This window comes from Polyangium fumosum, assembly GCF_005144585.1.
Classification (GTDB): domain Bacteria; phylum Myxococcota_A; class Polyangia; order Polyangiales; family Polyangiaceae; genus Polyangium; species Polyangium fumosum.
The window spans coordinates 1-12,701 of sequence record NZ_SSMQ01000140.1; the positions used below are offsets into that span (position 1 = coordinate 1).

Below are 12,701 nucleotides of genomic sequence, written 5' to 3' on the forward strand. Positions count from 1 at the left end.
CGCCGCCGGGGCCGCCGCCGCCGGGGCCGCCGCCGCCGGGGCCAGGGCCGCCGCCGCCGCTCGCGCCCGAGCCGCCATCGCCGGTGCTGCTGGAGCCCTCATCGCACGCGGCGGCGGAAACCACGAGCAAGCCCATCACGACGGCGAAGAGAGCACGATTCTGGTTCATGAATTTCATGGCTATACCGAACCTTTCGGGGGGAGCGGAGGAGGCGCCGCTCGGTAAGGAATGGGGACATCGTAGCGGAGCCGCGGCGCGACCACAATGAGCCGCGCGCGATTCCGCTTTCGCTTCATTCGTTCGAGGAGATTAGAGTCGACCTTTTTCGTCGAGGAATGCTGCGATCCAGGCGAGGGGCGCATTCCAGTTGATGGTGATCTCGTTCAAACCCCAGGCCTCGATGTGGTCGACGAAGCACTTTTGCGGCGCGCAGCCGGCGAGCCCCGCGGCCTGGCCGTAGGGATCGTCGAGCCCGGAGTTCGGGCCGCCCGAGACTGCGCCGGGCGGCGCCGTCGGGAACTTCGCGTCGACCTGGTTCGCCCAGAATCGATGGTGCGGGTTCTTGAGCGGATTCGACCCGTAGCCGCTCACGTACGACTGCACCATCGGGTTCTTGCCGAGGATGTAATCCATCCCCTCGACCGCGCCGCCGAGGTACTTCGGCTTGCCCGTGAAATCGTGCGAGAGCGCGAGGATCACGAGGTTGTTCAGCAGGAACGAGTTCGAGCCCCAGGGGTACTTTTTCGACCCGCCCGCCTTGAAGGGCAACCGATACCCCTCGGCGTCGAGGATGCCGAGGTACGCGTCCGCGGCCGCGACGACGCTCGATCGCATGGCCGCGACGAGGTCCTTGTCAAGCTTGTTCGGGACGACGGCGAGCGAAATGGTGCCGAGCGCCTGCGTCATCTGCCAGGTCATGGACGTCGATGAGCCGCTGCCCGTGAGCGCGCCGGTCTGCGGGACGGCCATGTAATGCTTCGACTTCGTGAGGGCCGTCTGGTACTCCTCTTTGCCCGTCGTGATGAAGAGCTCGGCCGCGGCCCAGTAAAACTCATCGCTCACGTCGATGTCGTCGTACGGCCCGCCGCCCTGGTTGTCGCTCGGCGGCGCATAGACCGCCGGGTTCGCCTTCGCCGCCGCCCAGGCCTTCTCCGCGGCGGCCAAGGTCTTCTCCGCGAACGCCGGATCGAGCGTCTTCCAGATGCGCGCCGCCTGCGCCGCGTTCGCCGCGAGGTTCAAGGTCGCCGCGGTGCTCGGCGGACGCAAGAACCGCTTCATGTTGGCCTCGTGCGGCGCGAGCCCGAGCCCGGTCCATTTCTCGTCGTGGACCTTGTGGTGCACCATGCCCGCGCGCGGCTGGCCCTCCGGCACCTGCATCTTGAGCATCCACTCGAGCTCGTACCGCGCCTCGTCGAGGATGTCGGGGACCCCGTTCTTGTTCTCGGGGATCGCGAGCTTGCCGTCCCCGAAATCGGCCGAGCTCGTGCCGATGTGTTTCGCCCGCTCGTACTGCGCGAGCATCGTCCAGACCGAGATGCCCCCGTTGACCACGTATTTGCCGTGATCGCCGGCGTCGTACCAGCCGCCGGACACGTCGAGCGAATACGAGCAGCCCGTCCCCGGCGCGCACGGCACGCTCTTGTCGCTCGTGTGCCCCGCGGGCCGAGCCCATTTCTCCTCGCCCGCGTACGGCATGGCGATCGGCATGCCGCTGCGGTTGTGGTAGAAATAAGCGAGCGCGTCGTACTTGAGCTTTCCGTAGAGATCCTTCCGGACGTTGAAAGGAAAACTCGTCTCGCCCTCGACGCGCAGCTCGTACTTGTCTCCGACCTTCGCGAACGAGGTGAAGTCCACGACGTGGACGTGCTCGCCGGACGCGGGATCGTCGCCGAAGACCGCCGTCGTCCCCTTGGCCACCGATTCCTTGCCCTCCCGGACGATCTCCCAGGCGAGGGGCTTGTTCGGCGTGGCCTTCACGATCGCCTTCTTCACGAGCCCCGGGAAATACCCGACCTGGTTGACCCGCACCTTGGGCAAATTCACCTGCGGCGGCGGCGGCGGCGCCTTGAAATCAGGGTCGTCCAGATGAATGTCGTCCAGGCAAATCGTCACGCCCCCCTCGGCGGCGAGGCCCCCGCCCATGTGAAAGGCGAGCTCCGCCGTCGGATCGTCGTCCCTGCTCATGGCGAACGCGCCCTCGAAGCGCTGCGGCTTCGTTTTCAGCTCGATCGTGCTCGACCAGTACTCGGCGTAGGGCGGCCCGGCCATGCCCACCTTCGGGCGGACGCGCATGGGCTTGCTCGCCCACGCCTTGAAGCGCACGGTGTACGTGTGCCCGCGCTTGACGACCATCTCGCGATGGCGGACCTGCGCGTCCCACGGGTTCACGCCCTTCTCGTCGATCTTCAGGCAAAACGCGCCGTTCTCGACGGCCGCCTTGCCCGCCGCGGGCGCGGTGAACGACGTCGTCCACGGCAGGCTCGTGCCGTCCTCGAAATCGCTGTTCTTGAGCAGGTTGTTGCCGCCCTGCGGCGCCACCTGCGGCCCATTCGCCACGGGCGCGGGGCCCGGATCGCTGGGCGCGTTCGGGTCCGGCGAAGCGGCGCCGGGCGCGCAGCCCGAGAGCAGGAGGGAAAGGCAGAGCGTGCTCGATGAGGTCGCGTTGCGCATGACAAACCTCGCGGAACGTCCCCGCATCACGGGCACCCGGTGAACTGCACGTCGTCGATGTAAATGTCGTAGTCGGCCCCAGGCGTATTCACCTGCCACTGCACGCCGAACATCTTCGCGCGCTCGGGCGCGCCGGGGCGAGGCTGGCCCCACCCGGCCTGCTGCTGCGCCGCGCCGAACAGGACGAAGTACTGGGTCCACGTCGTCGTGAGCTGGATGTCCATGCCGAAGTCGTTGAAGCACTCCGTGCAGACCTTGCCCTCCGGATCCGTGTTCACGTCCGGCAATTTCACGCGCACGGCGCCCGCCGAGTTCTCCCCGCGCTTCGCCCAGAACGAGATGCCCTTGTACTGCGAGATGTCGGCCGGCGCCTTCGGATCGACGAAGTTGAAGCCCATGCCCGCGAAGACGGTGCCCGATCCGCCGATCTTGCCGTTCATGCGCGCCGCGCTCTGCGAGCCGTTCGCACCGCCGGGGCTCATCGAAAACGTGCCGCCCAGCGCGCCCGCCTGCGGCGTGATCGTCGAGCCGGCCTGGTCGGCGAACGTGTACCAGTAGCCGCCGCGGCCCTTGTGCAGCGCGATCTGGTTGTTGTTGTCCTCGCCGTCGTCGAGCAGGCCATCGGCCGGACAAGCCTTGGCGTCCGGCAAGTTCGCGACGCCCGTGCTGGCGTCCGCGCCCGCGCCTCCGCCGCCCGGCTGGCGGGGGATGCACCCGGAGATCGCCGGCGCGAACGCGCAGAGCGCGACGAAGGCCCCCACCGTGTATGTCATCGCCTTGTTCATGTTCGTCTTCACCACCAGATCGAGGCCTGCAGCCGGATGACATTGAGATCGGGGCGCGTCGCCGGCGCGCCGCGGTTGCCCGGATCCTGATTCGTCGTCGTCGCGCCGAAGCCGTCGGGCAGCGTGGGCGCCGCCGGCGGCTGCGTGCAGAGCAGCGGCTCGGCCGTATTGCCGCACTCGCGCTGATTGAAGAAGTAACGCGAATACTGGAGCGCGATCTCCTCGTGCGCGAGCCAGTCCGAGCGGAAGACGATCCGCGGCGAGAGGATCGCGAACGACTGCTCGGGGATCCTGGAGTTCGGCTGCAAGCGGTCGAAGCGCATGCCGAGCCCGAGCCACGATTTGATGCGGCCGTTGAGGTCGAAGCCGTACTTGAGCTTCCGGACGCCGTCCATGTCGGGGTCGTCGCTCGAGATGAAGTTCACCATGGTGAAGGCCGCGATCTTGAGGTCCGGCCCTTCGCCCCAGTACCGTTGCCCCGGCGTCTTCATGTTCGTGAGGATGTTGGCGATGCTGAGCTCGTATTGCGCGAGCAGCGTGTTCACCGCGCCGTTGCCGTTGCTCTGGCGCGTCGGACCGTCGAGGTAGTTGCTCGTGATGCCGAGCGCGAACTCGCCGCCGCCGTTCGCGTGGATCACCTCGACCGCGGGCCCGACCACGCGCGCGTTCTCCGCGGAGATGTGGGAAAACCCTGCGTAGAGATACCCGTACATGTTCGCGTCGACGCGCACGTCCGCGCCGATCACGCTCATGTTGCCGTTCGGCACGTTCGTCAGGGCCGAGCCGGGCCGATCCTCCTCCTGCGCCCAGGTGTAGAAATGGTGCAAGGAGAGGTCGACCGTCTTTTTCCAGCTCACGCCGGCGTGAAGGTGATTGACGAGCGTGAAGCGGGCGTCGTTGTAGATGCTCGGGTTCGGGCGCCGCACGCCGAAGCCCTGCTCGCCCCACAACGTCCAGTCGGCGACGTCGATCTCCATGCGGAGCGTCTCGCCCAGGGTGTGCGTGCGGCCGAAGAGGAACGTGTCGTAATACCCGGCGTCGTACCGGCCCGCCATGCCATAACGGCCCCAGAAGCTGCCGACCTTGGCCTCCAGCCGGACGTTCTGCCACGGCAGCTCCGGCGTCAGCGTCACCCAGCCCTGGGCAATGCCGAACTGCGCGAGGTTCTCCTTCCACGCGGCGTCCGTGAAGTTGAAGGCGAGGATGCCCGCCGTGGCCTTGGCCCACCCCTTCGAGTAGCTGAAGTAGAGCTCGGCCCAGTCGCGCGCCTGGTGGCCGGTGTATTGCCAGTTCAGGTATTGATCGTCCGGCACGACGGGCGCGTGCAGCGTCGTCGGGCTCTGATCCGGCAGGGGGTTGTCGCGGGCGCCGATGCCGATCCGCATCGGGGCGCGGAAGTAGCCGTGGAAATCGAACCCTTCGGCCTTGTTCCCGGCATTGCCTCCGGAGCCCGTGACCACGGGGCTCGAATTGCCGAAGCTCGGCGGCGGGCCCTGGGGCGTCTGGACATCGGGGACGGCCGGTTTTTGCGCCGTCTGCGCAGGCGCGGGCTTCGCAGGCGCGGCCGCCGCGCCCCCCGCGCTCGTGTTTTGCATCTGCACCGGGGCGTCCTCTTCGGCAGCCTTCGGATCCCCCTGCGCCAGCGCCGGGAGGGGCGCGAGCACACCACAGAGCACCATGGTCAACGAGGACAAACGCATCGGAGCTCCTCTCACCACCTCTGGAAATACATCTTTGAACACCGGCCGATCAGAAGCCGTGTGAATACCCGAACGTGGCGCTGAGCGCGGTGCCCGAAGCGCCGAAGAGCTGGATCAACCGGACCTCCGCGAGAGGTCCCGTATTCGGCCGAATCGCGTACATCGCGCCGCCGCCTGCCGCGATGAAGACGAGCCCGGACTTTTTCCACGCGTCGAGGACGAGCCTCTTGTCCGCGAGGAAGTCCTGCTCCGTATTGTACACCGTGACCTTGACCGAGGCGTCGACCTGCGCGAGCCCGCCGCCAAGCGTCACGAAGGGCCGGAAGCCCGCGCTTCCGAACGGATCGGCACCGAACCAGTAGGCCGCGCGCGCCTCGGCGTGAATGGGGACGAACGCCGCGCCGCCCGGCGCCTGCGGCCCACCGCGGAACACGAACCCGGCGCGCAGCCCGGCCGTGAAGTTTTTCCCGAAGACCCGCTCGTACCCCACGAAGATCCGCGTCGTCGCGGCCGCGAGGCCCCCGGCGAGCTCGCCGCCGGATTTGGCGTACGGGATGGCCTCGTAGTAATCATCGCCCGAAAAGCAAGTATACTCGTTGCCGCCGGAGCACGTCCCCGTCGTGCCCGAGAGCCCCAGGAAATCCTGCTGGAGGCCGAGGGTCACCCAGTTTTTCCGGGCGAGGGACGGCGCCTCCGGCGGTTTGTCGCAGACCTCCCCCTCCGGACACGTCTTTTCCTCGCCCGGCTTGGGACACCCGAGGAGCCCCGGCGGGCAATCCGCCGCCTCGGAGCAGCGCGCGGGCGGCGGTTTGCCCGGCAGGCTCGGCGACGCTCCCTCGATCTGGAGCTTGATCTCGACGTTCAGCGGCTCTTTCCGGGTGCCGGCGAAAGCGACGGCGTTGTTGTCCTTGTCGAAGGCCTGGATGAAATATTTGAGCTGCCCGGTCACGCTCCCGACGTCGAGGCAGGGGACCTCGGCTCCATACCCCTTCTCGACCTTCTGCATCTCCAGCGTCTTCCACGCCGATGCACCAAAAGGCCGGTACTGGAGCACGACCTTGGTGACCTCCACGCCATCCGGCAGCTCCGTATAAAGCGGGACCGGCGTCATCACGGTCTGCTCCCGCGGAGGCGTATGCACGAGATCACCTTGCGCCGGTGCGGGCGCGACAGGCCCTGGGGCCGGCGTCGGGCTCGGGGAAGCTTCGGGCGTACCGCCGATGCCGGCCGCCGCCTTTGCGTCCTTGAAGACGGTCTCGATCTCCTCGGAGGTGAGATCCGGATCGAGCGTGATGTCGGGATCGGCCTTGAGCGCCGCGACGAACTCGGCCTTGCCGTCCTCGACCTTGTTCATCCCGCCGGCATAAACGACGCCGAGATCCCGGTGCAGCCGCGCCACGACCTTGTTCGAACAGGACTTCGGGCCGCAGAGCGTGAGCGCTTGCTTGAGCTTTTTTTCTGCCTCGGCGAACTTGGTGCCGAGGTAATCCGCCTCGATTGCTTTTTTCGCTAGATCGAGCGCAGCGTCGTCATTCGGCTCCGCGTTGGCCACCCGGGCGGCGGCGATGACCAAATGGAAAAATGCAACGGACGCGGCGCGCGGGAGCGCTCCGGAGAAGCGGCCATCCATGAATTGGGGACCTTACACCAGATCCGGAAACTCTGACAACCACCCGTATGCGGGTCACGAACAAAAACATGACGGGGAGGGCGCGCGGGCGCGCGTGGAGCGGAGGGTTTTACCCGCACCCGAAAGTTTTACCTCGGATGCGGGCAAAACCCCGAAGCCGTCTCCTTATTGTATTACTTGGGGGGAGGGGGCGGCGGGATGTCGAAGATGTCCCAGGCCGGCGTCAGGTTGCTGGTCTTCGGATCCTGGTTCCAGATGTAGACGGCCGGGTACGTCTCGTAGTTGCCCTGCGCGTCGCGCACGATGGCCGTCATGTAGAGCTGCGAGGAGCGCGTGTCCGGCGGGCTGTACTGGTTCGGCGGCACGATGAACGCGCCCGGGTAATCCCGCGCCGACGAGAAGATGAGCCAGTAGTAGGTCTTGCCGTTCGGCACGCCCCCGAGCACCGTGGGCGACCATTTGGCCCAGCTATTGATGACGCCCGGGCTCGTCTGCCCCGTGCAGGCCGGCGGATCGTTCGCCGCGAGGCGGATCGGCGACCCGCCGTTCGACGGGACGACGTACACCTCGCCGTCGGGACGATAGTAGATTTTTCCGCTCGTGTTGCCCGCGCGGTTGTACGCGATGAGCTTGTCGTCCGCGGAGAACGACGGGTAATACTCGGACACCCCCGGCGTCGCCGCGCCCTGGACCGGCGCGACAGCGCCGCCCTGGCGGTTGTTGTAGGGGACCGTCTTGATATCGGTCTCGACATTGTCGGCGATGCGGCCGTCCTGGGATTTTCCTGCCGACGTGTACACGATCGTTTGACCGTCGTGGCTCCAGTTCGGTGCGACGATGCCCTGCGACTCGCCACTCGTCTGGAGGAAGCCCCACGCCGTGCCCTGCGCGCCCTTGATGGCGTCGTTCGTCGGCCCGCTTTGCCCCTCGGTCCAGGGAATGCTCGCGTTCGTCTCGAGGTCGAACCACGCGAGCCGGTCGGAGCCATAACCGGCGCTGTCGGTGAAGCCGATGTCGACGTTCCGGTTCGCGTAGGGCGTGAGCGCGATGCGATTGCCGGGGCCCCAGATCGCCTTGGAGAACGTCATCATTCCGAGCCACGGCTGGCTCAAGAGCCGCTGCGCGCCCGCGGTGAAGTACGCCGGCACCTCGCCCGCCTTGCCCTCCTTGATGGTGCTGACGACGTTGTTCCAGGGCCAGTGATCGGTGAACCCGACCTCCTCGCCGGAGGGCGTCGAGACGTGGCAACCAATGCACTGCGCGCGCCCCTGCGGGACGCCCTTGGGATCGGTGTACTTGCCGCGCAGATCGCGCCCGCCCTCGGAGAGGATGTTGCCCTGCTGGACCTGCGGCACCGTCAGCGCGTCGATCGTGGTCTCGTCGCCGACATAGAAGCCGACGAGCTTGCTCGTCGTCGGCGTGACCTCGGACGAAGTCGCCGCCCAGTACACCATCGATCCGCCCGCCGTGACGGGCGCGATCGTGAACGTGCCCGTCGCGCCCGTGGGTGTGCCGGGGTTCTGCGAGTTCACGCCGCGGATGGTCACCTGAATTTCTTGATCGATGGCGCCGCCCTTGACACCGATGGCCTCCCAGATCTCCTTGGGCATGGCCCAGACCGGGCTCACCGAGTAGGCGACGAGCTCGTTCGTCTGGTTTGCCGCCTTGAGGCGGATCTCGAAGAGGTTCTCGTTGTTCGCGGGTTTGACGCGGAACCGGACGCGCAGCCAGTTTGCCGGGAACAACGCGCCGTGTTTGCCCGAGTCGCCGAGGTGCGGCTCGACGATGCAGAGCCCCGGCGTGTAATTGTCGGGCGCGCCAAAGAGCTCGGGGGCGTTCGAGGGGGCGACACCGTCGAAGATCGGCTCGGCGGGGAAATCGTCGCAGTTCGCCTTGCAGTTGGCGTTCACGATCACGTCGCCGCCGACCGGCGTGCCGCCCGCTGCGCCCATCCCGCCCGTGGGGTTGAAGATATCGCCACCGGCTCCGCCTTGGCCTCCCGATGCGCCTGCGCCGCCCGTACCTCCCGCGGGCGTCTTGTCGCCCCCGCCGCCTGCCGAACACCCGACGGCCATCCCGACGGCCATGACGATGCCCAAGATGAAGGATGCCCCTATGACTCGCATCGCTCGCCTCCTGATAAAAAAGATCGTGGTCGGGGAGAAGATTCTCACGGAGCGCCCCGCGGCTCCACGAGTTTTTTCGCGGAGCCGCGCGCCGCTCTCGTCATTCCCAGCGGCGGAGAAAAATCCATCCGCGCGACAATCGATGGAACAGGGGCGTGCCATCCCGTGCCAGGGGCACGACACGACCGTTGCTTTCGAAGCTTGAACAGCACTACACGATAAGGATGGATCGGCGTCGTCGTGTCTTCCCCTGGGTCGCTGCCGCGGCGGCGCTCCTCTGCGCGTGTATCCCGAGGCCCGAGGCCGGCGCGATTGACGCGCCAGGGAGCGCTGCGTCAATCGCGCCGGGGGAACACCCATTTAAAGGAGGGCGCCTTTTCGTCGACCCGGGCTCCAACGCGCGCCGGCAGGTCGAGGCGTGGCGGGACGCCCGCCCCGCGGACGCGGCCATGATCGAAAAAATCGCCCGTGAGCCGCAGTCGTTCTGGTTCGGCGACTGGAACCAGGACGTCACGGCGGACGTCGACTGGCGTGTCTCGGCGATCGATCACGCGGGCGCGATCGCGCTGCTCGTCGCGTACGACATCCCGTACCGGGACTGTGGCAATCACTCGGCGGGCGGGGCCTCGGCCGCGGAAGCATACAAGGCCTGGATCCGGGCGTTCGCCCGCGGGATCGGCGCGCGTCGCGCCGCCGTGATTCTGGAGCCGGACGCGCTCGGGCTCTTGAAAGACTGCCTCACGCCCGCGCAACAAGAGGAGAGGCTCGCGCTCCTCAGGGACGCGGTGACCGTCCTCGGGCAGAGCGGCGCGGTCTCCGTGTACATCGACGCGGGCAACGCGAAATGGCAACCCCCGCCCGTGATGGCCGAGCGCCTGCGCGCCGCGGGGATCGCCGGCGCGCGCGGGTTCGCCCTGAACGTCTCCAATTTCGTGACCACCGAGGAGAGCGTCGCGTACGGCAAGGAAATTTCGGCGCTGCTCTCCGGCAAGCCCTTCGTCGTCGACACGAGCCGGAACGGGAACGGGCCGACCAAGGAGCTGCAATGGTGCAACCCCGATGGACGCGCGCTCGGCCGTCCGCCCTCGGCCGAGACGGGGGACCCGCTCGTGGATGCCTATCTGTGGATCAAGCTCCCCGGCGAATCGGACGGGGCCTGCAACGGCGGGCCCCGCGCCGGGGAGTGGTGGCCCGAGTATGCCCTCGGGCTCGCGCAGCGCGCCAAACCCTGAGCGTCGTTTTTCCAGAGACAGGGGCCGGTCCTTTTCGTAGCATCGCGCCATGACCGACCTCTCCGCGGCGCCGGCGAGCGCCGAGGCCACGCCTTCGAATGCAAAGAGGCGGCACCCGATGTTGTGGGTGCCTTCGCTCTACGTCGCGATGGGCACGCCGATGATCACGGTCTCCGTGGTCGCGGCCATCATGTACAAGAACCTCGGCCTCTCGAATACGGACATCACGCTCTACACGAGCTCGATGTACCTGCCGTGGGTCATCAAGCCGCTCTGGTCCCCTGTGGTGGAGATGTTCAGGACCAAGCGGTTTTTTGTGCTCTGTATGGAATTCCTCATGATGGTCACGCTCGGCTGCGTGGCGCTCTCGCTCTCCTTGCCAAGTTATCTCGGTCCAACGCTCGCCTTTTTCTGGATCACGGGTTTCGCCTCGGCGACGCAGGACATTGCCGCGGACGGCATCTACATCAGCTCGATGTCGGAGACCGATCAGGCAAAATACGCCGGGGTGCAGGGGCTCGCCTGGAACGTCGGCCGCCTGATCGCCTCCGGGCTGCTCGTGACCTTCACGGGCTGGCTGCACAACGGGCTCGGGCTCGACTGGGCGAAATCGTGGATGGTGGTGATGGGCTTGCTCGCCGCGCTGATGGGCATCTCCGGCGTTTGGCACATCAACGTCCTGCCCACCGGCGGCAAGGCGGAGGACGCGCCGAGCGGAATCGGGGACGCGGCGCGGACCTTCGGCGACGCATTCGCGAGCTTCTTCAAGAAGAAGAACATCGTGATGATGCTGCTCGTCGTCTTCTTTTATCGGTTCGGCGAGGGGCTCATCGAGAAGATCGGGCCCCTGTTCATGCTCGACCCGCGCGCGGTGGGAGGCCTCGGGCTCGACAACGAGGCGCTCGGCAACATCAACGGCACGTTCGGCACGGGCGGCTTCATCGTCGGGGCGCTGCTCGGCGGGCTCTTCTGCGGGCGGCTCGGGCTCAAGCGCTCGTTCGTGCTCCTCGCGCTCGCCCTCAACGTCCCCCACCTGACGTACTTCTACCTGAGCCACGCCCGTCCCGAGGATCTCTGGCTCATCACGGCCGTCGTGACGATCGAGAAATTCGGCTATGGGTTCGGCTCGGTCGGGCACATGGTCTACATGATGCAGCAGCTCGCGCCCGGGCCGTACAAGACCGCCCACTACGCCTTCGCGACCGGCATCATGGGCCTCAGCATGATGTTCACCGGGATGATCAGCGGCCCCATTCAAGAGGCCGTGGGGCACGCGCATTTCTTCACGATCGTGCTCTTCGCGTCCATCCCGCCCGTGCTCTTCGCGTTCCTCGCGCCCTTCGCGGTGACCCCCGACGAGTCCAAGGGCGGAGGCCTCCCCGCGGGGCATTGACGCCGGAGGCATTTCGCGCATCGCATAGGAGGGGGAGAGGGGGACATGCCGCACGACGACCACGACCATCGAGCTCGCGAAGGCGCGCGCATCGACCGGCTGCGCATGCTGGCCGAGCTGGCCCGCATCTTCGCCGCGACGACGAACGACTACGAGCGCCTCATGCACACGGTCGTCGAGGAGACCGGGCGGCTCATGGACGCATATTGCGTGCTCGGGCTCGTGTCGGAGGACGGCGCGTGGTGGGACGTGGCCGCAGAGTTCGCGCCCAATCCCGAGACCCTCGCGACCATCGTCGCGCTGATGGGCTCGCGCCGCATGTCACGGGACGAGGGAGGATTCGCTCCCACCGTGATCCGGACGCGGCAGCCCCTCATCATGCACCATCCGCTCCCAGCGTCGTGGACGGCGGAGCTCCGGCCGGAGCTCGCCCATCTCCTCGAGCACATCGGATTCCGGAGCGTCGTATGTGTCCCGCTCCAGGTCCGAGGCGCGATCCTCGGGACGCTCACCCTCCTGCGCCAGGGCGCGGCGATGGCTCCCTTCGCGCAGGGCGACGTCGACCTCCTGCTCGTGCTGGCCGATCTCGTCGCAATGACGATCGCGAACGCTCGTTTGCTCTCGGCCGTGCAATCCGAGCTCGCCGAGCACAAGCGAACGCGCGAGGTGCTCGAGCGCACCGAGGAAAAACTGCGACAATCGCAGAAGATGGAGGCCGTCGGTCGCCTCGCCGGCGGCGTCGCGCACGACTTCAACAACATCCTGTCGGTGGTGCTCAGCTACAGCGATTTCCTCCTCGACGAGCTCCGCCCCGGCGAGCCGATGCGCGAGGAGGTCGAGCAAATCCGCCTCGCCGGCAAGCGCGCCGCCGACCTGACGCGGCAATTGCTCGCGTTCAGCCGCCAGCAGATCCTCTCGCCCCGCGTGCTGAATCTCAATACCATCGTTTCGGGCATCGACCGGATGCTCCGCCGGCTCTTGCGCGAGGACATCGACCTGCGCACCATGCTCTCACCGGACCTCCACCCATGTTTCGTCTGAGCATTGGTCTCATCGCAAGCCGCCGCGCCGGGGCGCTGCCCCGGGCCCCGCGGGGGCTGTTCGCCCCTCGACCCGAACCAGGGCCAGCCCTGGACCATTTGGGGAAGAACTGCGCGATGCGCA

General features: G+C 67.1%; 8 protein-coding genes. 3 read left to right on the plus strand and 5 right to left on the minus strand.

Annotated features, from left to right (window positions below; genetic code table 11):
- Positions 1-310 precede the first annotated feature (310 nt).
- The 5 genes from E8A74_RS50560 to E8A74_RS55805 form a co-directional block, all read right to left on the minus strand.
- The gene (locus E8A74_RS50560; protein ID WP_136936393.1) at positions 311-2,671 is read right to left on the minus strand and encodes a glycoside hydrolase family 9 protein; all 2,361 of its coding nucleotides are present in this window, start codon (positions 2,669-2,671) and stop codon (positions 311-313) included.
- Between the two features lie 26 nt (positions 2,672-2,697).
- The gene (locus E8A74_RS50565; RefSeq protein WP_136936394.1) at positions 2,698-3,471 is read right to left on the minus strand and encodes a CIA30 family protein; all 774 of its coding nucleotides are present in this window, start codon (positions 3,469-3,471) and stop codon (positions 2,698-2,700) included.
- Positions 3,465-5,156 (minus strand): hypothetical protein, encoded by a 1,692-nt coding sequence (locus E8A74_RS50570; protein ID WP_136936395.1) that lies wholly within the window; start codon positions 5,154-5,156, stop codon positions 3,465-3,467. The genes E8A74_RS50565 and E8A74_RS50570 overlap by 7 nt, the downstream gene beginning before the upstream one ends.
- A 49-nt stretch (positions 5,157-5,205) precedes the next feature.
- The gene (locus E8A74_RS50575; RefSeq protein WP_136936396.1) at positions 5,206-6,786 is read right to left on the minus strand and encodes a hypothetical protein; all 1,581 of its coding nucleotides are present in this window, start codon (positions 6,784-6,786) and stop codon (positions 5,206-5,208) included.
- A gap of 173 nt (positions 6,787-6,959) precedes the next feature.
- Positions 6,960-8,912 (minus strand): PD40 domain-containing protein, encoded by a 1,953-nt coding sequence (locus E8A74_RS55805; RefSeq protein ID WP_136936397.1) that lies wholly within the window; start codon positions 8,910-8,912, stop codon positions 6,960-6,962.
- Positions 8,913-9,361: 449 nt separating this feature from the next.
- Here E8A74_RS55805 and E8A74_RS50585 point away from each other — a divergent pair, with 449 nt between their 5' ends.
- Genes E8A74_RS50585 through E8A74_RS54465 form a run of 3 tightly spaced genes read left to right on the plus strand, consistent with a single transcriptional unit; the run spans position 9,362 to position 12,578 of the window.
- On the plus strand, positions 9,362-10,144 hold the full coding sequence (locus E8A74_RS50585; protein ID WP_232380108.1) for a glycoside hydrolase family 6 protein: 783 nt from the start codon (positions 9,362-9,364) through the stop codon (positions 10,142-10,144).
- A 49-nt stretch (positions 10,145-10,193) separates the two neighbouring features.
- A complete protein-coding gene (locus E8A74_RS50590) occupies positions 10,194-11,537 on the plus strand; it encodes an MFS transporter (protein ID WP_136936399.1) in 1,344 nt (447 codons plus the stop codon).
- A 45-nt stretch (positions 11,538-11,582) separates the two neighbouring features.
- Positions 11,583-12,578, plus strand: coding sequence for a GAF domain-containing protein (locus E8A74_RS54465; protein WP_136936400.1), 996 nt, complete (start codon positions 11,583-11,585; stop codon positions 12,576-12,578).
- Positions 12,579-12,701 lie beyond the last annotated feature (123 nt).

Excerpts from the sequence above, each read along its gene's own strand:
- E8A74_RS50560 (WP_136936393.1), bottom strand. The coding sequence starts at position 2,671 with ATGCGCAACGCGACCTCATCGAGCACGCTCTGCCTTTCCCTCCTGCTC.
- E8A74_RS50570 (WP_136936395.1), bottom strand. The coding sequence starts at position 5,156 with ATGCGTTTGTCCTCGTTGACCATGGTGCTCTGTGGTGTGCTCGCGCCC.
- E8A74_RS50575 (WP_136936396.1), bottom strand. The coding sequence starts at position 6,786 with ATGGATGGCCGCTTCTCCGGAGCGCTCCCGCGCGCCGCGTCCGTTGCA.
- E8A74_RS55805 (WP_136936397.1), bottom strand. The coding sequence starts at position 8,912 with ATGCGAGTCATAGGGGCATCCTTCATCTTGGGCATCGTCATGGCCGTC.
- E8A74_RS50585 (WP_232380108.1), top strand. The coding sequence starts at position 9,362 with ATGATCGAAAAAATCGCCCGTGAGCCGCAGTCGTTCTGGTTCGGCGAC.
- E8A74_RS50590 (WP_136936399.1), top strand. The coding sequence starts at position 10,194 with ATGACCGACCTCTCCGCGGCGCCGGCGAGCGCCGAGGCCACGCCTTCG.
- E8A74_RS54465 (WP_136936400.1), top strand. The coding sequence starts at position 11,583 with ATGCCGCACGACGACCACGACCATCGAGCTCGCGAAGGCGCGCGCATC.